We start from the raw sequence: 20,906 nt of genomic DNA on the forward strand, positions 1-20,906 counted from the left end.
TACTATATTTTACCTATGCAGCGCGTTCGGTTATATTTGGGACAAAAACAGGCGCTTCTGCCGGAGTTTGCGTAACGCTTGCTTTTTTAAAGGGCCAACCCGGTAAGAAGAACGCGAGTGTTACCGCAACCAGACCAACCCAGAAAGTAGCCTGATACGCATTTTCCAATCCCTGTAGAAAACTCTGGCGGTAAGCTTCCAGCGCTATTGGGTCAGGTCTTACACCGGCTGTGAAATTTGGGCGAGGACCGGTGGTCATGGTCAAGATAGTAGCCAATACCGCCACCCCAAACGACTGGAAGATCAAGCGGCTACTATTTACCAGCGAACTGGCGCGGGGCAATGCACGGGGTGCAATATCGCGCAATGCAACTTGCTGAGTGATCTGTACTACCATACCAAGCGCGGCACCACGTAACGCCAGTAGGAAGCCGATAAACAGCAGACTTGTATCCATTGTCAGGTTGCTCAACTGCCACGTATTGATCAGCAACAGTCCGAAGCCGATTACTGCCAACGGGCGTGCTCCGATTTTGTCGCTGAAACGTCCGGCGAAAGGTACGACGATTCCAGCAGTCAATGCCAGTGGCAACAACATTAAGCCTGTGTCTAGTGCTGTCAAACCGCGTATGTTTTGTAAGTACAGTGGCAATAGGAATTCTGCCCCGAATAGTGCAATTACCGAAACCCACCCAACCACGTTACCGACAATGAAAAGCGGTTTGCGGAACAAGCGCAAATCTACCAGACCATCGTTTCGGCGCAACTCGATGATAACGAAGGCTACTAGCGCTATACTGCCGATGATAAGCGAGACCAGCACCGAAGCCGAACCCCAACCGTCTTTTTCGGCGTTCGAGAAACCATATAGCAAAAACCCGAAGGCAATTACGGATGTCACGATACCACCCCAATCGAAGCGTTGCTTTCCTTCGCCCTTTTGCTCTTTAAGCAAGCGGCTGCCCATGTAAACCCCAAGTACACCGATTGGAATATTGATTAGGAAGATAAAACGCCAATCAAGATATTCTACAAACAGACCACTGATGATTGGACCAAGCGCGGGAGCCATTACCAGCGATATGCCGAATACTCCGAAAGCCGCGCCCCGCTCTTTTACGGGGAAAGCGCCGAACAGCATTGCCGTACCAAGCGGAATGACCGAACCACCGCCGATGCCCTGTAGCACCCGTGCTGTAATCAGAATTGGCAAGCTAGGCGCAATTGCGCAGAGCAGCGAGCCAAGTGTAAAGGCTGCAAGACTGGCAAGGTAAATTTTCTTAATACCGAAGCGATCTGCAAGAAAACCGGAAAGAGGTGTGATAATGCCTAACGCCAGCGTATAAGCGCTGATGATCCACTGTACATCTGAAATGCTGCCGGTATTAAAGGCTGTCTGTAATTTTGGAAGCGCTACATTTACCACTGTAGCATCCATAATTACCATAAAACTACCGAATATTACAGAGATGGCAACTTGCCACTTATAAGCTATATTTTTCATAGAAATTATATCTCTTTTAATCTGTATAAATATTTTCAAAATGGCGATGTGCTTATCACGCCAAAACTCATACAATAACTCTACAATACTTCTAAATCTCTTATACCAATATTATACAAAAGCTCTATATCTTATACAACCCTCTTAACTATATAGTCACAAACTTTACCGATTAAAAACATAATTGAGCATGTTTACGATAAATCGCACTGAGAAGCCGTTCATTTAAATCAAAAACGGTTAAAATTTGTAATACATGGTTAATTTTGAGTTAAAATTTGCGAACTAAATTGTTCTGTAATGTTATTTGTAATGTTTTTGTATTAAAATATTTAAATCTAGGATACACCTCATGACTCGTAACGAGATCGGAGAAATACTGGGTATGGCTTCAATACTTTTAGCGGATAAGGATTTCAGCCGCTATCTTGCAGTTAAGCGTACACTTGCGGAAACTGCCCCTGAAGCAGATGTTCTATTCGCCCATAGTGGCAGCTTTGCGCTTAAAATGCTGCATGAAGTAGCGCTGGATATGGTAGTGCTGGACTTAGCTCTACCAGACATTAGTGGGATGGAGCTTTGCGGGAAAATAAAAAATAGCGCGAAGTTTCAGCATATCAAAATAGTAGCACATGCTAACGACAGGGCTTATGCGATGGTAGGTGCTGCTTTCAAAGCTGGCGCGGATTATTATCTGCCCAGAGATGGTGACGACAACCAAAAGCTTACCGAACTGATCGCAAATGTCTGGCGGTTACAACCTGATTACAACATTACTACCCGCCGTCCTTCTACAGACCGCATTATGCTCGTTTCACAATAAATCTTATTCTTGTTGTATTCTTTTGGTTCCTCTTCCTGTTCCGGGGAGAGGTTTTTTTTATGCTATAATGCCGCTATGAGCCAGAAAATAGACCTGATAATTCACAATGCCAACATTTATACTTTTGACTCTGGGCAACCTCGCGCCGAAGCGTTGGCAATCGCTGATGGGCGCATCATTGCTGCCGGCAGCGTTTCTGATATTCGCGATCTCGATGGCGCAAACGCTGCCCGTGATACGCTCGATTTAAAGGGCGCTACCCTTATCCCCGGTTTGAACGATTCCCATACCCACTTTGCTTGGTGGTCTTTGATCATGCAGGAATTAAAACTGGCAGGGATTAACAAGCTGAATAAAGTGCTGGATTTGGTCGCCGAAAGTGCGGAGGTTACTCCGGTGGGTGCGTGGTTGCAGGGGCAAGGCTGGGATAAGAATCTGTGGGGGGATGAGTTTCCCAATCGTATGATGCTTGACCGGGTTGCGCCACGTCACCCCGTTGCGTTAATGAGCAAAGATGCCCATTTGCTGTGGGTAAACAGCCTAGCTCTGCAACTTGCCGGGCTTACTCGCGATACTCCTGAAGTGGAAGGCGGAGAGATTACTCGTGACGCTCAGGGTGAGCCAACCGGCATTCTAAAAGAAAATGCTATGAGTCTCGTACACCGCGTTATACCTGAACCTACTATAGAACAGGTAGAGGCTGCTATTGAGATGGCTTTACCGGAAGCGCACCGCACCGGGCTAACCGCTGTCCACTCAATAGAAGATGCCATCGGCTTTGCCGCTTTTCAGAATTTGCGGGCGCAGGGCAAACTGAGTTTGCGTACCGCCGTTTTGCTGGGCAATTGGGCGATTCCACACCTGCAAGCGTTGGGTTTGCGGCAGGGTTTTGGCGATGAGATGCTCTGGCTGGCGCAGATAAAGTTTTTCCTCGATGGTACACTTGGTTCACAAACCGCCGCAATGTTTGAGCCGTTCGACAATAGCCCCGACCACCGCCATGATAATTGCGGGATGTTTCGGATGGACCCGGAAGATTTCGAGCGACAGGCGCGACAGGCAATCAGAAGTGGATTTGGAATTGCTGTCCATGTAATTGGAGATCATGCTGCTCGTCTCGGTTTGGATGTGATTGAAAAGATGCAGCGCGAGGAAGATTCGGGCAGGTTGCGAAACAGGCTCGAACATGTACAAATAGTAACCCCTCAAGACCTATTGCGTTTTGCTGCCAGTCGCATAATCGCTTCATGCCAACCCACCCACGCCACCACCGACCGGGACGTTGCCGAGCGTTACTGGGGTTACGAACGTGCCGCCCGTAGTTACCAGTATCGCGCCCTCTTGTATAGCGGTGCGCCTGTGGCGTTTGGTTCAGATGTGCCGGTGGAATCAATTGACCCTCGCAAGGGAATCTTTGCCGCTGTTTCGCGCCGCCGCGAGGGGGAAAACCGCCCTGCCTTCTTCGCCCAAGAATGTCTTACTGTTGGCGAGGCAATCAGGGGATTTACCTATGGCGCAGCCTATGCGGCGGGCGATGAACGGCGGCGTGGGCGCATTGCTCCGGGCATGCTGGCAGATTTGACCGCGCTGGCTCAGGATATATTTGTTACGCCCGAAGACGAAATACCGCAAACTCCCGTAGTTGTTACGTTGGTTGGCGGTAGTCCGGTTTATCTTTCCCTATAGTCTCATCCAAACTATCCAGCGTTATTGCAAGAATCGGTTAGAAGGCTTGCCCGGCGTGAACGTCTTTGGAAACCTTAGGCGTAAGGTCACCTAGCATCGCGGCAATATCCTTGATCGAATCTTTAGTTTCCTGGAATGATGATTTTATAGCTTTATCTTTAGCGGTAGCCTTGATACCTACCATGCAATGTTCGCGCAACGCCCCCTTGTGCCACTCTGCCAACGAAACCGGAATTTCATTGCCCTTGTCGTCCGGCAACATAACGTGAGTCGGGAAACGGTTGAAGATTTCATCGTTCGAGTATTTTTGCGCCCCTGTCTTGATAATTTCCGTGATATTATCATGAGATCGCCTAGCAGTTTCAGCCGAATACCGCACTCCGGTTGCGCTGTCCTTACTAAGCATCACATCATCCCCGTAAATCTTACCGATTTCGTCACCGACTCCGGTTTTAACCTTTATCCCGTTATTACAGTAATAGTCATGCAGCACGTTCGTACCCGCTTGCAGAAGCGTGTTGTTCAGGAAGGTATGATAATTCTTGTAGGTTACAGAAGCCGCCATTCCTCTATACATACCCCCTGCTTTTTTCTTGGACTTGGGCTTCTCAGAGCGGTAAGCTTGCAGGAATACGTTGAACTTGTCTCTGTCGGGTATGTAATCCTCTCGAAGTAAGAAGGTTACCTTCTTCATCTCCGCGTCCGAAGCGGGCACCTGTTCTTTACCGGGAGTGATACCCGTCCAATTTATTCTTGCGACCGAGTCTTTCACCAGCGCCCTTAAAGCTCCGATTACGAAATCCTCGTTAAAACCGCTTTCCTTAACGGCATTTTTAACCGTCATCTGACGAGTGTTGAATCGCTTGGCAGCGCGTTCTTGCCACCAGATGATAAATTCAAAATATTGTGAGCCGGGTTGCATTGAACCGGGAATTTGGAGACCCAGTGCTGAGAAGCGGGTTTTCCAATCGCCTTCCATATTTTCTACCGACTGCGCGTCTTTAGCTTGGGGGTCATTCAGCAAGAACATATCATAACGATCGCCGCCCTTGGTTCCAATGCCTTCCTGATTGTAAGCGATTGCCTGAATCTGCCGCCAGTTATCGTCAGCCGTGCGGTCGCTTTTAAACGGCTTAGTATCCAACCACTTTACGAATTCTTTCATTATCTCGGTCTTGTTAATCAAGTGTCCGGCAGCGTAGGAATCTTGCAGGAAGTGGTCGCCAAAGCCGTTGTTCATCAGAGCTTCGTTTTGAAACTCTGCGCCTTTCTTTTTCTTTGCTGCTATATCTTCGCTGATCATGTCAAGCTGCCCCTTCACGCCATTCTTACCGGACATAGTGGTGCGTAGGGTTTGGGCATCTTGGCGAGATTGCCAAGAATCTCTAGCCAGTTGTCTGGCTTTGTTGTGGTATTCAGCCCAACTATGCCAGCTTTCTGGCGCAAAATGGCAGGCATTGCGAGCGAGGCTGGCAGTATAAGCGTTTTCTTCTTTGTCTGTTTCTTTGCCGGTAAAGCCTATCGGACCTAGTTTCAATTTGCCCATCAAGCGCAATTGTCCGACCATCGTGCCGCCGCGTGGGCCTGTATCACCAATGGCATCGTCAAATCCGGTCCACTTTCTCCCAAAAGAATGTTCTCCGGTAACTTTCTCATATAACTGCATATACCGGAAAAGAGCTTGCTGTCGAATACCCTGCATAATTTCATAGCGGTTTTTCGGGTCGGCACTTTTCATTTCTTCTATGTTACCGTAGATGTCGGCGAGGGTGTTCATTTCACCATAAGTAACTACGAGTGGGGCGGAACCATCTTTGCTAGGAATGGTTACAAATTCCAATTGCCACTGGTCTTTTTTAACTTGGGTTTCTACATCTTTCTGGGCGGCTGACATTAACTGGCTGGCTTCTTTCTCGTTTTTTGCCCCCTTCTTTATCTCTGCCTCGTCTAGATTAGCCAGACCCTCATTAATTCGGCGCTGGTTGTCCATATTAATCAGACGCTGGCGGAATTCTTCAGGAGTTTCATCCAGCACTTTTTTCCCGCCGATACCAAGGAAGCCCCCTTCATTTTTGGTTTTGATCGGGTTATCCCTGAAATAGCGGATTCTTTCAATTTCTTGCATCAAGGTATGCAATACATCGTCTTTTTTGATGGTTTTTCCGGTGTAAGGTGGTTTGGTTATCTGCAAAGCGCCCCCAAGGTCGTTTACCGCTTTCCCCTTTTCATTAAGGTTATTTGCCATAGCGATTATTTCAAGGTCTTCGGGGCGGACATCGCCTAGCATTTTATGTTCAAAAGAGGAGTGGCGCTGGATTACAGTCTGGTTTTCCTGACGTTCTACAGCTGCATGGTTGCAAGCTGAAGTACAAACATGATGCGTACTTCGATTAATAGTAGCGCCGGGGATACGGTTCTGTGGCGCTTGTTGTGCCAAAAGTCGCAAAACTGCCTTGTTCCCGATAGCTCTTTGCAAAGGTAGGATATTGTGGTTATCTACGGGGGGGAAACTATTCCGACTCCCAAAATTCAAATATACCTCTTCGGTATCGAGCGTGCTTTCTTCCGGCGCTTCGAGAGAGGTTATGCCTCCTTCGCTACCTTTTTTGTTCGCTACCGTCTTGGGTATTTTTCCGGCTAATTTTCGACTTTTTGGAGCCATTTCTAGTTCTCCTTCAAATCAATTTTTTTGAAACTGATTTCAATTGTGTTGCGAGGTAGCTTAAGGGTTAGTCGTTGAAAGAGGCGGCGGCTAATCCTTGGATTGGCTGAATACTTCAGCAGGGCTGGCATCAGTGTATAGCACCTGCATTAGGCTTTGCAGGTATTCATCCATCAACATTACATTGAAAAAAACCAGTTTTCGCAATAGTTCGGTACTGGGACTGGTATTGTCGAACAAAAGGCAAGTTCGGAAATGGAAGGTGCCGTCTTCATAATCCAGAGCAAAATTGCCGAAAACCAGATTACAGTTTATCCGATTGATTAATTCGGTAACGGCTCCAAATTTATTTTCCGGTACAACCACCGGGCTGACCGAATAGAAAAATACTTGCTTCTGCTCTTCTCGTACTTTGGCATAGCAAACCCATTGACCGCTAGTTCCTTGATACCATAATCGAAGGGTTGGTTCATCTTCCTTAGGAATGAATGACCACTCTTCCGTATTAAAAAAGTTCACCAGTGCTTGATAGATCGGAGTCTGAAACAATATTAAGACTCTCCATTCCCTATGCTAATTAGGGTTTATTTTTGAGAATATACGGTCGGGATTATTAATTAGTATTTTTATTGGTATTAAAATGTTACATCAGTTTGTATATTTAAGCAAGTAGAAAATAATATAATAAAGGTCATTATCTAAGAATAGAATCGCCTTTTTTTATAGGGTTTTGGTAACGGCGTTCGCGTTGCGCTCTCGTAGGGATGCTAAACCCCCGCCGATTTTTGGCTTACGCCCGCATACCGATTTGACAAGCGTTACCCGTATCGTTAGAATTGTGTTAGATGTGCCGTTTGTGCTTGCATTTTGTTGGGGCGAACTCTTGTTAAGCAGGTTCGCCTTCTCGGTTTTATGGCTAATAAATTTGCGTTCCATTTTTGCTATATAGCTTGTTGCAAGTTTATTTGTCCCCTTGCAGGAATAAATGACAGGTTTTGAAAGTTTCTTTAACAGTGCTGGACCATATCTCTGGGTTTTGACAATTCTGCTGGTGGCAGGGTTGGGCTATATGCTGTGGCGCGTGAATAACCACGCAAATCAGATGTATCGTTTACTGGATAATTTTGTGCGCGATACTCGAGGCGGGGAAAACGGTCTTGAGGAATTGATAAATCGCCTCAAACGCATCGAGCGCGATGCTTCTATGCTTGACGTAATTCAAACCGCTATGCGTGAGTTGGAACTTCGCCAGAACCGCAGCTACCAATCGGTCGGTCTTGTTCGTTTTAATCCCTTTACCGATATGGGCGGTGACCAGAGTTTTGCGCTTGCTATAATTGATAGTTTTGGCAACGGCTTTGTGATGAGCAGTTTGCATGGACGTACTGCCACGCGCATTTACGCTAAAACTGTTAAACGTGGTCAGGCATCAGGTACTATCAGCACCGAAGAGCAGGCAGCAATAGATCAGGCTATGCGCAACCAGCAACTTGCGCCTGATTTCCCATCTACCTCAAAAGCAATGCTCTCTGCTCCCGAAGATAACTGATTTTTTCTGGTACTTATTTCCCCCTCTTAACAATGGTACTTTCAGGTGATTGGTATTGTACTAGATACATACCCATTTCATAATAGTATTGGATTATTTTTCCAATTATTATTTTAGTAATTATCATCACCGGAGCTTACAAACATGTCCCCTCAAGACCTTGAGCAATTTAACGATGCAATTTCGCTCGCTCAAGTTGGTCACAAGACGGAAGCTTTCAGTTTATTGACCACTCTCTTGGAGCGAAACCCAAACGATGCCAATATTATGTTGTGGATGGCTTTTACCTCGACCAGCGTTACACTAGCACAAAGCATGCTTGACAGGGTTGCACAGGTAGAGCCGTCTAACTCCAACCTAGCAGGCGCGCGTAGTTGGTTGCACTCGCTTGAGGCTGCCACAAATGCTGCAACTAGCGCAGTGGCAGTGGTTCAAGCTGAGCCAGTTGCGCCCGAGCCAGAAGCAAAATCGGAGACTGATGTTGTTGCAACAGCGCATGTTCCGACTAAGGTTACGGAGCCTGAAGGAAAAAAGAAAGCAAATCTTCTTTTCAGCACTGCTTTTATCATTATTGTGGTAGCGCTGGTCGGTGTAGTGCTGGTTGTCCTCTTTACTTTCTTTATCGGAGACCGCCTTGCCGCGCAGGGATTGCCGGTTTACGGCAATGCTACCCGCCTTGATTTGAAATCCAACGACCGTGATGTATTAGATGGCAGCATCAAGGTTTTAACCAGCATGACCAACGGTGCTATTAACAATGTCCAAGTTGAGGTGTACCGAATCAAACGCTCCGAACTTAACACTGCTTTGAAATATTACGAAACTGAACTGAAAAAGAACGGCTGGACTTCTACCACGGCTAACCGGGCTATTAACAGTAGTGGATATGCCTACACCAAAGACAATAACAAGATGTTTACCGTTTCCTCCGGCTCTGCCGTTCCAACTTTCAGTATTAGTTCCGATAATTACAATATCAAGTCGGATGAAGCGGTACTGACGGTTATGTATATGGAATTAGACATGGGCAAAATAACGTCGTTGGGCAAATAACGCTCTGAAAGGCAATACAAACACTGGGGATACAAGCCGAACGGTACTATTGACAGTACCGGCTTTATCCCCTATATTCTATTTATGTGAAGTAGGCGGGGACATTTAGTTGCCAAAGTGGGAGTAAATTGTGTCGGAGACTTCAAAAAATAAAGCGTCCGAAACTCAAACTACCTCAAACAGCCGAAATAAACCTTCTAATGGGCGTGCCATCGAACTGGTACGCGCTAATCCACCTGCGCCTCGCCCGGAAGTGATGATTGGGGAAGAAGAAGTGCGCCGGGGGTCACGTCGTGTCCCGTTGACTACTACTTCTGCACCGCTTCGTACCTCTCGCCGTGATTGGTTTTCCATTTCAATTGCCACTTCCCCCGATAAACCACCCTTGCGTCTGCGTCTCGGCAAAATAACAGGCACCTTGTTTTTATTAGTCGTTCTGACCCTATTGACAGGGGCTGCCTTTGGCATTTTCTCGGCGGTATCCGGCACTATCACGGACAATGGAGATAGCCTCGCTTGGCAAAATAGCGCTTCGGTACGTGAACAGCAACGCCAGCGGGTAATTGATTTGCAGGAACGCCGCTTGAACGATTTGCAGGAAGAAAATCAGAAACGGCTGATTGAAATTGGTCAGCTTGAAGGACAACTTCAGGATTTGGGAGATAGCATTAATAGCCTCAAAACAGTGGCGCGTCAATTGCAAGACCTGTTAGGTTTGTCGAGCAGTAGTCAGATTCCTTTAGTACCTTCTACCGTTCGTCCGCAAGGTAGCGATAGTTCCCAATATATTCCTCCTGTTCGCCTTAATGGCGGATATCTTGACCCTGTACAAGGACAGCAATACCTTGCCCAATTTAACGGTTTGTTGAGCAAGCTCGATTCCTTCAGCCAACTTCTGCAAAATCGCAAGCAAAGCCTGACCGATTACACTCTCACTTTGAATAATTACAGGCAAGACCTGTCGCAACAACGCGCCGATCTTAATTCGGCTTCTGCCAGCCTGTCACAGTTAAGTAAATTGGGCGATACCGATGCTGCCCCCGATGTTTTACCTTGGTACGGGCAAATTACCAGCCCCTACGGTTGGCGCATGAGTCCTTTCCGTCCCGGTGTAAGGGAATTTCACTATGGGCTGGATATTAACGCCAGCGAAGGTACTCCGGTTCAGGTGACTAAATCGGGTATTGTAACTTACATCGGCTACGACTCCAGCTACGGCAATATGGTTGAAGTAACCCATGCGGGTGGTTGGCTCACCAGATATGCGCATAATTCCAAAATACTGGTAAAATTGGGACAAACCGTGCGGCGTGGTGATATTCTTGCCCTGTCCGGCAATACCGGCGCTAGTACCGGACCTCACATTCATTATGAAGTCCATCGCAACGGTATGCCGATTGACCCCGCTACCCTTGTACCAACTTTGACACGTCGCTAACTAAAGAAATTTGCAGTTTTAGTCGTATTTCTGTTATGATGCATACAAGCGATTTTTTCGCAACCCTTTTTTCGTTAGTGAAGGAGTCAATTTAATACAATGGCTAGGATGTTTGGTGGTAATCAATCGCGCACAGGGAATGAACTTTCCGTTCCGCAAGGTAGCAATATCAAACCTGATGAGCATATCGAAACCTCGATTGGTTCCACTGCCAGTCTCAAAGGTGAGCTAAAAGCCGAAGGTTCTATCCGTATTGACGGGTTTTTCGAAGGACATATCGAAACTGCCGCAAACGTTATTATCGGACCTACCGGCAAGGTAATGGCTGATATTAAAGCCCGCAATGTGCTGGTAGCTGGTCGTATAAAAGGTAATATCGAGGCGTTGGAGCGCGTAGAAGTGCTTAACGCGGGCGGTGTATTGGGTGATATTGATTGCCCAAAGGTTTTTCTGGAAGAAGGCGCGATATTCAAGGGGCAGGTACGTATGCCTCAAATACCCGACGAGGAAGAAGCGCGTTTCTTGTTAGAAAGTCCTAACGAGTAACAACAAACTGAAAATGATGCTTAAACGACGGCTAACAGCCGTCTTTTTATTATTTATTTCCAAAATAAAATGCGACATCCTCACAAGGAATGCCGCAATAAGCGATGAAACAGAAGGGTTGGCAGGTAATTTCGTCCAAAACTTATTAAAGGCTGGGAGTCTCCCAAATGGTTTTGTACATCACGCTTTGTCCTTTAATAAGATCTGCCCATTGATTGCGTTCTATTTCTTGAAGTTTATTGAAAGCTTCTTCGCAAACCTGTTTCGACTCAAAAGGTTGTAAACCGGAGAGTTGCAGCCTTTTTTCAAGCCTACTTATAATTTCATTTTCTTTTAAAGAACGGATAGACTTTGTCCAAGGAATACCCGCAATACTACGCACTCGACCAAGAGTAGGGCGCATTTTTTCAAGGATGCCCATACGCTCTTCCATCGAATTTACTTGGTTCATAACCCGAACCAATGGTTTGTCACTCAATCCCACTCGTGTATCTACTACTAAAGCTTTAGACAGATTTGGGAAGAAGATAGTCATAACTTCTGCTTCATCTATAGTAGAAAGAACTTGGGATATAAACTCATCCCGTTCCACTGTTTTACTTCCTCCTGCCCCGACAAGTTTGAAATTTATAGATGGGCATAAAATTCTTGTATAAGAAATGTGAAATTCCAATTTAAACTTTGTACTATTCTATGATAGCATAAAAAAAAGTAGCTTAAATTTCGGAAAAGAGAATTATTTGGATATGCTGTGTTAAGGAGTGGGATGGTTGTTCCGGTGAGTGCGTAATTTGTTTGGGAGTCGCATTATCACGCCGGGAGGGGTAGGCTGACAATTAAAGCACAGGTAAGTACCGCGCTGCCCAACGAAAATATAGTTAATTAGCTGTCCGCAATTCGGGCAGGCTTTGCCCTCACGTTCATGTACAAATAATAAATCTTGATTGCGTCCGCGCTGTCCTTCCCCGTCAAGATAATCGCTGAGGGTTGTGCCTCGATTTTCCACCGCTTTTGCCAGCACTTCGCGGATGGCGTGGTAAAGCCGCTTGCGTTCTTCAGCGGTTAGGCTTTCGGCGCGGCGTTGCGGGTGAAGGCGGCTGACCCATAACGCCTCGTTTACATAGATATTTCCAAGCCCTACTAACACACTTTGATTTAAGAGTAGCGGTTTCAACATGCCTTTGCGTTTAGCCAATAAGCTCTCGAATACTTCCTCAGTAAAACTATCCGTTAGCGGCTCAGGTCCTAGATGGGCAAGATACTGCTGTAATTCTTCATCGCTGGTAAATAAATAAATCCTACCGAATTTACGCAAATCGGCAAAACGCAATTCTGTATCATCCTCGAAGGCGATGATAAAGCGGGTATAGCGGTCGGTAAGGTCATTACCTGCCCGGAAGAATAGATTGCCGGTCATCTTGCGGTGAAAGACCAGATGCTTTGAGTTGGTAAGCGCCACCAGCACGTACTTAGCGCGGCGGCTCACTTCGATAACCTTCTCGCCTGCAATAAGCTGGCTTAGTACCGTCACTGGATGAGTTTGCACCATTCGTTCCCAATCTGCGTAAGTTACTGCACGAATGGTTTTGCCGGGCAATACCCGTTGTAAATCGCGTACTGTTGTTTCTACTTCGGGTAATTCGGGCATTGCTAGTCCTTAACCTCGTTTCGCCAGTAATTCAGCAAATCCTCGATGCTTTGCTCTAGTGGGATTTGCGGTTGCCAGCCTGTTGCTTCCCTAAAACGGCTAGAGTCCCCGCGTACCGCCGGGACATCGCTAGGACGCATACGAGTGGGATCGCTTTCCACTTTTATGGGGCACTTGGCATGCTCCACCAGCATCTGTAACACGTAGCTTATTTTCCAGTCCTTACCGCTACAGATATTGTACGGCTTACCCGGCTCGCATTTGCTGCTGTTCAGTGCCATCCAGTAGCCTCTTACCATATCACGCACGTCGGTATAATCCCGGCTGCTGTCCAGATTTCCTACCCGCAAAGGGGCTATAGCCTGCCCATGTTGGTGGGCGAGTTCCAATAGTGCGATCTGGTGCGCAAAAGCGGCAGTTGCCAATTCTGGGTTCTGGCGAGGACCTAGCTGGTTAAAGGCACGGGTATTAAAAATGCGCAAGCCGAAACTGCGCCAGTATTGGTAGCCTAGCATCTCCTGCGTAATTTTACTGACCGCATAAGGGCTTCCCGGTCTGAAGGGTTGACTCTCCTGCACCGGCAATTCTTCCGGTAGAATAAAGCCATATTGGTCGCCTGAGCCGGTATTCAGGATTGCGGGATTGTAACCATCCTGCTGATTGAGCCGCTTGACTGTCTCGAACAGATTCAGGGTAGCGGTTAGGTTATTTTGTAGGGTTTCGGCGGGGTTGGCAAAACTGGGCGCAATATGGCTGCGTGCCGCCAGATGAAAGATATAATCCGGACGTATTTCCGAAACGAGTTTCGATAGTGCCTCTATTTCGGACAAATCCAATTCATACAACTTGAGTTGTTTATTACCTTCAAGGTGCGCTAGATTCGGTTGTGCCTGTGTATTTGGGTCTGAAATTACGATTCCATGTATGGTGTAGCTGCCCGGTTGTGTCAGTATCAGGTCTGCCAGATGGCTACCAACAAATCCGGCGACACCTGTAATAATAATATTTTGTGTCATTTGACTTTGATTAAACGCCTAGCCTCGTTAAACGAGTATTTATTTTAGCTTACCCACTCGATCAGCGTAAGCTGCCCTTGAAGCTACTGCTATGATATTAGCTTAGCTTATGCCTGTCAATTTAATTGTTCCCTGACTAAAATTAAAGTATGAAAAAAGACCCTTGCCGCTACTGGAAGGGTCTTTTTATTTTTGATCAGGTCTTAATTCTTATGACCGTTGCCGTTATGATTCTCTGGTTCTTCGGGATTAACCTCCCCGTCCAGCAGTTGGAGCGCCCCGTTACCGTTGCCTCCCTTCAATTCATTAATGTTCTCATCCTGCCGGAAGCGGGTTCTCTCCTCGGTAACTACCGCAACCGAAGCGATTGAATCTCCTGCTCTACCGAGGCTCATCACGGTGACACCCTGAGCAGCGCGACCCTGCCGGGATATTTCGCGCACTGGAATGCGTACTAGCATTCCGCTGGTAGTCATCAGCATCACATCATCGCTTTCGCTTACAACGCGGGTTGCCACGATTCGCCCGGTTTTAGGAGTTAGACGCATAGCGATAACGCCCTGACCGTAGCGCCCATGCACCGGAAATTCATCCATCGGGGTACGTTTGCCAAAGCCATGTGAGGTGATGATTAACAAGTCGGCTTCCAGATCAACCAAATCCATCCCCACCACGTAATCGCCCTCATTTACCAACTTGATTGCGTTTACGCCCATTGCATCGCGCCCGATAGGACGCACCTCTTCTTCTTTAAACCGGATGGCTTTACCTTCGGCGGTAGTCAAAATGACCTCGCCCAACCCATTGCTAATCCAAACGAAACCTAGTTCGTCTTTTTCCTCTAGGCGAATCGCGATAAGCCCGTTGCTACGCACGCTTGAGAACTCACTCAGGTTGGTGCGTTTGATTTTGCCCTGTCGGGTAGCCATAACAAGGTATTTGGCGTTTTCGAAATTATTAATGGCGATAACCGAAGTTACCTGCTCATTCTGGTCTATCGAGATTAGGTTGATGAGCGGCAAGCCCTTAGCGGTGCGTCCGGCATCTGGCACTTCATGGACTTTAAGCTGGAAAACGCGCCCTTTATTGGTAAAGAAGAGCAGGCTATCCATCGTATTGCAGATAATGGTATGCTGTACCACATCCTGCTCACGGGTAGTCATTCCGTTAACGCCCTTGCCGCCGCGCCGTTGGGTTTTGTAGGTATCGTGGGGGAGGCGCTTGACATAGCCTTTGTTGGTAATCGAAACTAGCACCACCTCATCCGGTATCAGGTCTTCCACCGAGAGGTCACCATCGGCATCCTCGATAATTAGGGTGCGGCGCACATCTCCGTATTTTTCCTTGAGGAATTGCAGATCTTTTTTAATTATTCCCAGAATTTTCTTGGGGTGGTCGAGGAGGTCTTGCAAAGCGGCAATGGTCTTTTGCAGTTCATTGAACTCGTCCTCAATTCGCTGTCGTTCCAACGCTGCCAGCCTGCCGAGTTGCATATCCAGAATTGCTTGCGCTTGCTCCGCGCTTAACTGGAAAGTTTCAATCAGGGAGGTTTTAGCAGCATCCCTGTTTTTGGATTCGCGGATAGTCTGGATTACTTTGTCGATATTGGCAATCGCTTTCAGTAAACCTTCGAGGATATGGGCGCGTTGCTGTGCTTTGTTCAGGTCATAGCGGGTGCGTCGGGTAATTACTTCCTGCCGCCACTCGATGTAAGATTGCAGGATGCGCCTTAAGGGCAACACTCTCGGAACAAGCCCGTTTTCAACCAACGCCAGCATATTGATGCTAAAGCTCGTTTGAAGCTGCGTATATTTGAAAAGCTGGTTCATAATCTTTTGGGGCTGTGCATCGCGCTTGAGATCGACTACTAGGCGAATACCGTTGCGATCGCTCTCGTCATTCATGTCCGAGATACCGTCAATTTTGCCGTCCTTGACCAGTTCGGCGATGCGTTCTTGGAGGGTACGTTTGTTGCACATATAGGGCAGTTCGGTCACAATTATGCTGAAACGCCCTTTATTTTCTTCCACATGAGCTTTGGCGCGAATAATCATTCTGCCGCGTCCGGTGGCGTAAGCTTCTCGGATTCCGGCTTTTCCTAGAATGATGCCTCCGGTGGGGAAATCGGGTCCCACTAATCTTTCAGAGAGGTCTTCGGTGCTGGCTTCCGGGTTATCAACTAGGTAGATAATTGCGTCGGCAAGCTCGTTGAGGTTGTGTGGCGGGATATTGGTTGCCATACCAACAGCGATACCCTGCACTCCGTTCAGCAGCAAGTTGGGCAGTTTGGCGGGCAGTACTTTCGGCTCAAGTTCTAGCCCGTCATAGTTTGGCTGAAACTCGACCGTATCTTTATCAATATCCTGCAATAGCTCATCGGCAATACCTGCCATACGGGCTTCGGTATAGCGCATTGCAGCGGGTGGGTCACCGTCAACCGAGCCAAAGTTACCCTGACCATCGATAAGCATGTAGCGCATGCTGAAGTCCTGCCCGAAGCGCACCAGCGTTTCGTATACCGCATCCTGCCCGTGTGGATGGTATTTACCTAACACATCACCGACAATACGGGCGCATTTCTTGTAAGGCGTAGTGGAACGAATCCCGTTTTCGTTCATTGAGTGCAAGATGCGCCGATGCACCGGCTTAAGCCCGTCACGCACGTCGGGCAAAGCGCGCTGTACGATTACGCTCATGGCGTAATCAAGGTAGGCGGTACGCATCTCATCTTCGATGTTTATCGAGCGAACGTTTCCAATTTCCATTCGGGGATTATCTCCATATTGCCTTGAGAACTACTATTGTCAACCTATATATTATAGACCTTTTGAGGCTGAAAGTCAATTTATTAGAACATGCGCTAATATGAAAATATCCTATTGCAAAGCCATAAACATAAATAATACCGAGCGGTTTAGTTCTAAACATATTGAAATCAACTTTAAAATCAAGCGGTTGATTTAATTACTCTATCTTCAGAGATATTGCTATAGAGTTGAACCTAACCTATAATTGCTCTAGCATTTTACTTATTCGCGTTTGTGTTTAACTTACCTTCATTGAACTAAGTGTTGGCATTTTTATTTAGCGACTGAGAGGAAAGCCTGAATGAGCAATCCACAGAATCCTAACCCTTGGGATAATCCCAATCAACCCCCTCCGGGCAACCAACCCCCTCCGGGCTATGGTGCGCCCCCTCCGGGTTATGGCGCGCCTCCCCCCCCTCCGGGCTATGGCGCTCCCCCTCCGGATGCTTACGGTGCGCCTCCTCCGGGTTATGGTGCGCCTCCCCCTCCGGGAATGTACGGCGCTCCACCTCCGGGCTATTATCCCGGTGCGCCGATGTACGCCGGACCTGTTTCCGATAAGGAATGGATGGTGGCTTTAATCCTGAGCATTTTCCTAGGTGGTCTTGGTGTTGACCGTTTCTATCTGGGTTATACCGGCTTGGGTATTGTGAAGCTGTTAACCTGTGGGGGTTTAGGTATCTGGTCGTTGATAGATATTATTCTGATCGCTACCAAGAAACTGCCTGATTCTAACGGCTTGCCGCTACGAGCAAACTAATCCTGTTCAAATGGTGGTTGTAGGACTTCCGCTTAAAACAGTAGAAATGAGCCTGCAATAGAGACAAGGGGTTTAAACCCCTTGTCTGAATTTCTCCGAAGCGAAAGCCCTAAAATAATATGCAGTTCAGCTTTTTTCAAAAACTTGAGCGTTTGGTAAAAAAAGAGAAGTTGAAACTTGCAACTGTGGCGGGTGTTGCTTCTGTCGCCTTACCTGTGCTGTATTTTGCCGACCCTGCCAGCGCACACTTTTACCCGCGCTGCCCCTTTCACTTGCTGACGGGCTTATATTGCCCTGCTTGTGGTTCAACCCGCGCTGCTTACCACTTGCTACATGGGAATTTCAAATCGGCTATAAAGCTGAATGCTCTGTTTGTGCTTGGCGCGCCTGTGTTGGTTCTGCCCGCTTATCGCTATCTTCAACAATCTCTCGAAAAAGGTCGCCTCGAACCGGATTTCAAACTAGACTCGCGCTGGCAGAAAGCAATTATCGCTATCGCCTTCGGGTTTGCCTTCTTGCGAAACCTGCCCTTCGCTCCTTTCACGCGACTTTCTCCGAGGTCTTGATACCTTGCCCTAACAGTTGTACACTAGAATTAAGGTGAAACAACCAATTGTAGAAGGGAGGCTCACTATGACAGTGACCCGAATGGTTATCACCATTTCCCATGAAGAAGGTAGTGGTGGAAGGGCGATTGCTCAAGAATTAGCAAAAACCTTAAAACTTTCTTATGTGGATAGTCATGCTATTAAAACCGCTGCTACCCATCTCCAAATCCCCGAAGAAGATTTAGCCGAGTTCGATGAAAAAATCTTGCCTCGTATGAAAGAGTTACGTAAGCTTATCGTTAAAGGTGACGTACCACTCAGCAAGGTACTTGCGCCGGATCGTGATTCTTTTGGACTGGTTCAAGAAGAAAAGCCTATTCTTGAAAACCTTTCAATGGTTGAAGAGGATAAGCGAATGAAAATCCTAAGTGGCTATCATGTGCTGGTTGAGCGATTGATAAAAGAAGCCGCCACTGCCGGACATGTGGTCATTATGGGGCGGGGCGCAAACTTTATTCTTAAAGACTGGAAAGGTGTGACCAATATTCACCTTCATGCGCCTTTACAGGATAGAATCGAGCGTATCGCTTTCCTGCACCACATTGATAAAGATATTGCCGCTCAGGAGATTGCCCGTGAAGATGGAATGCGCTTCCAGTACATACGCCAGTATTTTAATGCCGATTGGCTCGACCCGGATAATTATCATCTCGTGATTAACACTGCCGGAATGTCGCTTTCGGCGGCGGCTACTACTATCGCGCAATTTGTCAAAGAGTCGCAGCAAACTCAGGTAAACGATCCGTTGCAAATTCATCGCACCTACGACCGCTTAAAAGATCAGGAAAGCTATAGCTTGAAAGAAGCTGCTGAGGTGTTGTTAACCGACCCCGACCTGTTGCAGCAAGCGGTATATCGTGGCGAACTCAAGGCTACAGTTATGAACCATAACGTAACTCGCATCAGTCGCGAGGCGTTGGCAGACTGGTCACGGCGTTATCGCGCAAGCTGACGTTTGCTTTGTACCCTTAAAACTTGCTTGATTTTGAACCTGACTAGGTGAAGAGTGCCGCTCTGGGTCAGGTTCTTTTATTGCTACACTCAGACTCCATTCAATATGATCAAGTTTGTAATTGCGGATCGGTGGCGAATTGCCATTTGTTCGGCGTATTCGGGCGAGTCATACCAGAGTTTGGCTTGCTCGTAACTTTCAAATTCCAGCACTACAACACGTTTTGGTTGCCAATTGCCCTCCAATGTTTCGGAATTACCCCCGCGCACAATATATTTGCCGCCGTATTTTTCAATGGTGGCGGGCACTACCCGACGATATTCCTCATAAAGCTCAGGGTCTGTAATTTCAAGGTCAACAATCACATATGCAGCCATCTATTTAAAACCTCCCACACTACTATAAATGTTGCTTTATTCCACATGACAAGACAGGCTGAATTAATAAAAAAGGACATGTTAGCATTTTAGCACCATCCTGAAATAGCGGTGGGCAAAAATGCAATTTGAAGGATAGGCGAAAAGACGGTTGTACTCTACCTGCCTCATTAGCATAATGAAGCAAAATAAAACAACACCCATATTTAAAATGAGGAGGTCTCTCGCGTGACCGATACAACAATCAAACAGGCTTCTTTCGCCTCATCCTTGCTGGCAAACCGCGCTGCGCAACTTAAAGCCGGTGCGGCACCTGCGGCAGCTCGTGATATGATTGCTTTTACCTATGGCTTGCCAGCCGAGGAAAGCTTTCCGGCTAAGGAAATTGCCGAAGCAACTGCTTGGGTAATGCAGCATCAGGCGGCTTCTGCGCTTCAATACAACAGCCCTGAACCCCTCAGCGAATTTCTGATTGACTACATTCGCAAAGAACAGGGGATAGAATTAGCCACCCAAAATTTGCTGGTAACTGCCGGTTCCGGTCAGGCGCTCAGTTTGGTGTGCCGTTTGTTGATAGACAAGGGTGATTATATCGTGGTAGAAGCGCCCACCTTCCTCGGAGCGGTCACCACCTTCCGCAAAGCTGAAGCGGAAATCGTAGAGGTGCCGCTGGACGAGAATGGCATGGATATTGACGCGCTGGATAAAACCCTTACGGACTTACGCACACAGGGCAAGTCCGTCAAATTTATTTACACCATCCCAACCTTCCAAAATCCTACCGGGGTTACCATGAGCCTCGAACGGCGCAAACACTTGCTGGAAGTGGCGGAACGACATCAAGTGCTGGTATTAGAGGATGATGCTTATCACGGTTTGCTATTCGAAGGTGAAGTGCCACCTTGGCTGTGGACGTTGGATGATAAAGGTATCGTGCTGCATTGCGGAACTTTCTCCAAAACCCTTGCGGCGGGAATGCGTTTGGGTTGGCTTGGCGGTTCTGCTGATTTGGTATCTCGCACCGCTGGTTTGAAGGATGAAGGCGGTACAAACCCCTTTGCCGGATATATCGCCGCTAAATTTGCTGAGAACGGGCGGCTGGAACGCCACACCAACGAACTTTCCAATCTCTATCGCCGCAAACGCGATCGCATGCTGTCAGGGTTGGAACGTTATATGCCCGATGGCGCACGCTGGAATATACCGCATGGCGGTTTCTTCATCTGGGTAGAATTGCCAGAAGGATTAGATACTGTTAAAATGTTGAGTAAAGCTGTAAAATCAGGCGTAAATTATTTACCTGGAACTGCTTGCTTTGCCAGTGGCAAGGGCAATAACACGCTCCGCTTGGCTTTTAGCTTTGTGAAACTCGACCAGATTGAGCAAGGGATGCGCATTCTAGGCGAAATCATCAGGGAAGAGATGGAATCGGACGCTTAGTCGTCACTTTTCAAATTAGGAAACAAAAAGGACGCTC

The 20,906-nt window shown here is 47.3% G+C and carries 19 protein-coding genes; 10 read left to right on the top strand and 9 right to left on the bottom strand.

The annotated features are described in order from the left end of the window. Positions 1–13: 13 nt before the first annotated feature. Positions 14–1,504, bottom strand: coding sequence for an MDR family MFS transporter (locus OZ401_RS06220; RefSeq protein ID WP_341467358.1), 1,491 nt, complete (start codon positions 1,502–1,504; stop codon positions 14–16). A gap of 352 nt (positions 1,505–1,856) precedes the next feature. Here OZ401_RS06220 and OZ401_RS06225 point away from each other — a divergent pair, with 352 nt between their 5' ends. Together OZ401_RS06225 and OZ401_RS06230 are read left to right on the top strand one after the other, a co-directional pair. After that, positions 1,857–2,327: a response regulator gene (locus OZ401_RS06225; protein WP_341467359.1), complete on the top strand. Its 471-nt coding sequence runs from the start codon at positions 1,857–1,859 to the stop codon at positions 2,325–2,327. Positions 2,328–2,402: 75 nt separating this feature from the next. Next, on the top strand, positions 2,403–4,013 hold the full coding sequence (locus OZ401_RS06230; RefSeq protein WP_341467360.1) for an amidohydrolase: 1,611 nt from the start codon (positions 2,403–2,405) through the stop codon (positions 4,011–4,013). Positions 4,014–4,050: 37 nt separating this feature from the next. Here OZ401_RS06230 and OZ401_RS06235 read toward each other — a convergent pair whose 3' ends face one another. From OZ401_RS06235 to OZ401_RS06245, 3 genes are all read right to left on the bottom strand, one after another. Beyond that, positions 4,051–6,675 (bottom strand): hypothetical protein, encoded by a 2,625-nt coding sequence (locus OZ401_RS06235; RefSeq protein WP_341467361.1) that lies wholly within the window; start codon positions 6,673–6,675, stop codon positions 4,051–4,053. Between the two features lie 90 nt (positions 6,676–6,765). Further along, positions 6,766–7,224 carry a YbjN domain-containing protein gene (locus tag OZ401_RS06240; RefSeq protein ID WP_341467362.1) on the bottom strand — a complete coding sequence of 153 codons (459 nt, stop codon included), beginning with the start codon at positions 7,222–7,224 and terminating at the stop codon, positions 6,766–6,768. 171 nt (positions 7,225–7,395) lie between these two features. Beyond that, complete coding sequence (locus OZ401_RS06245) at positions 7,396–7,611, bottom strand: hypothetical protein (protein WP_341467363.1); 216 nt, start codon at positions 7,609–7,611, stop codon at positions 7,396–7,398. A 49-nt stretch (positions 7,612–7,660) separates the two neighbouring features. On the opposite strand from OZ401_RS06245, the gene OZ401_RS06250 reads away from it, so the two are divergent. From OZ401_RS06250 to OZ401_RS06265, 4 genes are all read left to right on the top strand, one after another. Continuing rightward, the gene (locus tag OZ401_RS06250) at positions 7,661–8,224 is read left to right on the top strand and encodes a DUF4446 family protein (protein ID WP_341467364.1); all 564 of its coding nucleotides are present in this window, start codon (positions 7,661–7,663) and stop codon (positions 8,222–8,224) included. A gap of 144 nt (positions 8,225–8,368) precedes the next feature. Next, positions 8,369–9,277: a hypothetical protein gene (locus tag OZ401_RS06255; protein WP_341467365.1), complete on the top strand. Its 909-nt coding sequence runs from the start codon at positions 8,369–8,371 to the stop codon at positions 9,275–9,277. 130 nt (positions 9,278–9,407) lie between these two features. Continuing rightward, on the top strand, positions 9,408–10,715 hold the full coding sequence (locus OZ401_RS06260) for a M23 family metallopeptidase (protein ID WP_341467366.1): 1,308 nt from the start codon (positions 9,408–9,410) through the stop codon (positions 10,713–10,715). 99 nt (positions 10,716–10,814) lie between these two features. After that, on the top strand, positions 10,815–11,261 hold the full coding sequence (locus OZ401_RS06265; protein ID WP_341467367.1) for a bactofilin family protein: 447 nt from the start codon (positions 10,815–10,817) through the stop codon (positions 11,259–11,261). A gap of 145 nt (positions 11,262–11,406) precedes the next feature. On the opposite strand, the gene OZ401_RS06270 is transcribed toward OZ401_RS06265, so the two are convergent. The 4 genes from OZ401_RS06270 to gyrA all read right to left on the bottom strand — a co-directional run bounded on the left by OZ401_RS06270 (position 11,407) and on the right by gyrA (position 16,690). Continuing rightward, the gene (locus OZ401_RS06270) at positions 11,407–11,853 is read right to left on the bottom strand and encodes a hypothetical protein (RefSeq protein ID WP_341467368.1); all 447 of its coding nucleotides are present in this window, start codon (positions 11,851–11,853) and stop codon (positions 11,407–11,409) included. 162 nt (positions 11,854–12,015) lie between these two features. Continuing rightward, complete coding sequence (gene mutM, locus OZ401_RS06275) at positions 12,016–12,909, bottom strand: bifunctional DNA-formamidopyrimidine glycosylase/DNA-(apurinic or apyrimidinic site) lyase (RefSeq protein ID WP_341467369.1); 894 nt, start codon at positions 12,907–12,909, stop codon at positions 12,016–12,018. A 2-nt stretch (positions 12,910–12,911) separates the two neighbouring features. Next, positions 12,912–13,925: a GDP-mannose 4,6-dehydratase gene (locus tag OZ401_RS06280; protein WP_341467370.1), complete on the bottom strand. Its 1,014-nt coding sequence runs from the start codon at positions 13,923–13,925 to the stop codon at positions 12,912–12,914. Between the two features lie 203 nt (positions 13,926–14,128). After that, positions 14,129–16,690, bottom strand: coding sequence for a DNA gyrase subunit A (gyrA, locus tag OZ401_RS06285; RefSeq protein ID WP_341467371.1), 2,562 nt, complete (start codon positions 16,688–16,690; stop codon positions 14,129–14,131). A gap of 343 nt (positions 16,691–17,033) precedes the next feature. Here gyrA and OZ401_RS06290 point away from each other — a divergent pair, with 343 nt between their 5' ends. The 3 genes from OZ401_RS06290 to OZ401_RS06300 all read left to right on the top strand — a co-directional run bounded on the left by OZ401_RS06290 (position 17,034) and on the right by OZ401_RS06300 (position 19,052). Beyond that, positions 17,034–17,492, top strand: coding sequence for a TM2 domain-containing protein (locus OZ401_RS06290; protein ID WP_341467372.1), 459 nt, complete (start codon positions 17,034–17,036; stop codon positions 17,490–17,492). Positions 17,493–17,611: 119 nt separating this feature from the next. Beyond that, positions 17,612–18,058, top strand: coding sequence for a DUF2752 domain-containing protein (locus OZ401_RS06295; protein ID WP_341467373.1), 447 nt, complete (start codon positions 17,612–17,614; stop codon positions 18,056–18,058). Between the two features lie 67 nt (positions 18,059–18,125). Then, positions 18,126–19,052, top strand: coding sequence for a cytidylate kinase-like family protein (locus tag OZ401_RS06300; protein ID WP_341467374.1), 927 nt, complete (start codon positions 18,126–18,128; stop codon positions 19,050–19,052). A gap of 89 nt (positions 19,053–19,141) precedes the next feature. Here the strand turns inward: OZ401_RS06300 and OZ401_RS06305 are convergent, their stop codons facing one another. Then, entirely contained in the window at positions 19,142–19,429 is a 288-nt protein-coding gene (locus OZ401_RS06305) for a DUF1330 domain-containing protein (protein ID WP_341467375.1), read from the bottom strand. Between the two features lie 228 nt (positions 19,430–19,657). Between OZ401_RS06305 and OZ401_RS06310 the strand changes: the two genes are divergently transcribed. Next, positions 19,658–20,869, top strand: coding sequence for an aminotransferase-like domain-containing protein (locus tag OZ401_RS06310; RefSeq protein ID WP_341467376.1), 1,212 nt, complete (start codon positions 19,658–19,660; stop codon positions 20,867–20,869). Positions 20,870–20,906 lie beyond the last annotated feature (37 nt).

Source organism: Candidatus Chlorohelix allophototropha (assembly GCF_030389965.1).
Taxonomy (GTDB): Bacteria; Chloroflexota; Chloroflexia; order Chloroheliales; family Chloroheliaceae; genus Chlorohelix; species Chlorohelix allophototropha.

What these genes read in the sequence shown, in the direction of transcription:
- mutM (WP_341467369.1), bottom strand. Translation starts at nt 12,909, where the DNA reads ATGCCCGAATTACCCGAAGTAGAAACAACAGTACGCGATTTACAACGG.
- OZ401_RS06225 (WP_341467359.1), top strand. Translation starts at nt 1,857, where the DNA reads ATGACTCGTAACGAGATCGGAGAAATACTGGGTATGGCTTCAATACTT.
- OZ401_RS06305 (WP_341467375.1), bottom strand. Translation starts at nt 19,429, where the DNA reads ATGGCTGCATATGTGATTGTTGACCTTGAAATTACAGACCCTGAGCTT.
- OZ401_RS06255 (WP_341467365.1), top strand. Translation starts at nt 8,369, where the DNA reads ATGTCCCCTCAAGACCTTGAGCAATTTAACGATGCAATTTCGCTCGCT.
- OZ401_RS06300 (WP_341467374.1), top strand. Translation starts at nt 18,126, where the DNA reads ATGACAGTGACCCGAATGGTTATCACCATTTCCCATGAAGAAGGTAGT.
- OZ401_RS06235 (WP_341467361.1), bottom strand. Translation starts at nt 6,675, where the DNA reads ATGGCTCCAAAAAGTCGAAAATTAGCCGGAAAAATACCCAAGACGGTA.
- OZ401_RS06230 (WP_341467360.1), top strand. Translation starts at nt 2,403, where the DNA reads ATGAGCCAGAAAATAGACCTGATAATTCACAATGCCAACATTTATACT.
- OZ401_RS06295 (WP_341467373.1), top strand. Translation starts at nt 17,612, where the DNA reads ATGCAGTTCAGCTTTTTTCAAAAACTTGAGCGTTTGGTAAAAAAAGAG.
- OZ401_RS06250 (WP_341467364.1), top strand. Translation starts at nt 7,661, where the DNA reads ATGACAGGTTTTGAAAGTTTCTTTAACAGTGCTGGACCATATCTCTGG.
- OZ401_RS06280 (WP_341467370.1), bottom strand. Translation starts at nt 13,925, where the DNA reads ATGACACAAAATATTATTATTACAGGTGTCGCCGGATTTGTTGGTAGC.
- gyrA (WP_341467371.1), bottom strand. Translation starts at nt 16,690, where the DNA reads ATGGAAATTGGAAACGTTCGCTCGATAAACATCGAAGATGAGATGCGT.
- OZ401_RS06265 (WP_341467367.1), top strand. Translation starts at nt 10,815, where the DNA reads ATGGCTAGGATGTTTGGTGGTAATCAATCGCGCACAGGGAATGAACTT.
- OZ401_RS06290 (WP_341467372.1), top strand. Translation starts at nt 17,034, where the DNA reads ATGAGCAATCCACAGAATCCTAACCCTTGGGATAATCCCAATCAACCC.
- OZ401_RS06245 (WP_341467363.1), bottom strand. Translation starts at nt 7,611, where the DNA reads ATGGAACGCAAATTTATTAGCCATAAAACCGAGAAGGCGAACCTGCTT.
- OZ401_RS06220 (WP_341467358.1), bottom strand. Translation starts at nt 1,504, where the DNA reads ATGAAAAATATAGCTTATAAGTGGCAAGTTGCCATCTCTGTAATATTC.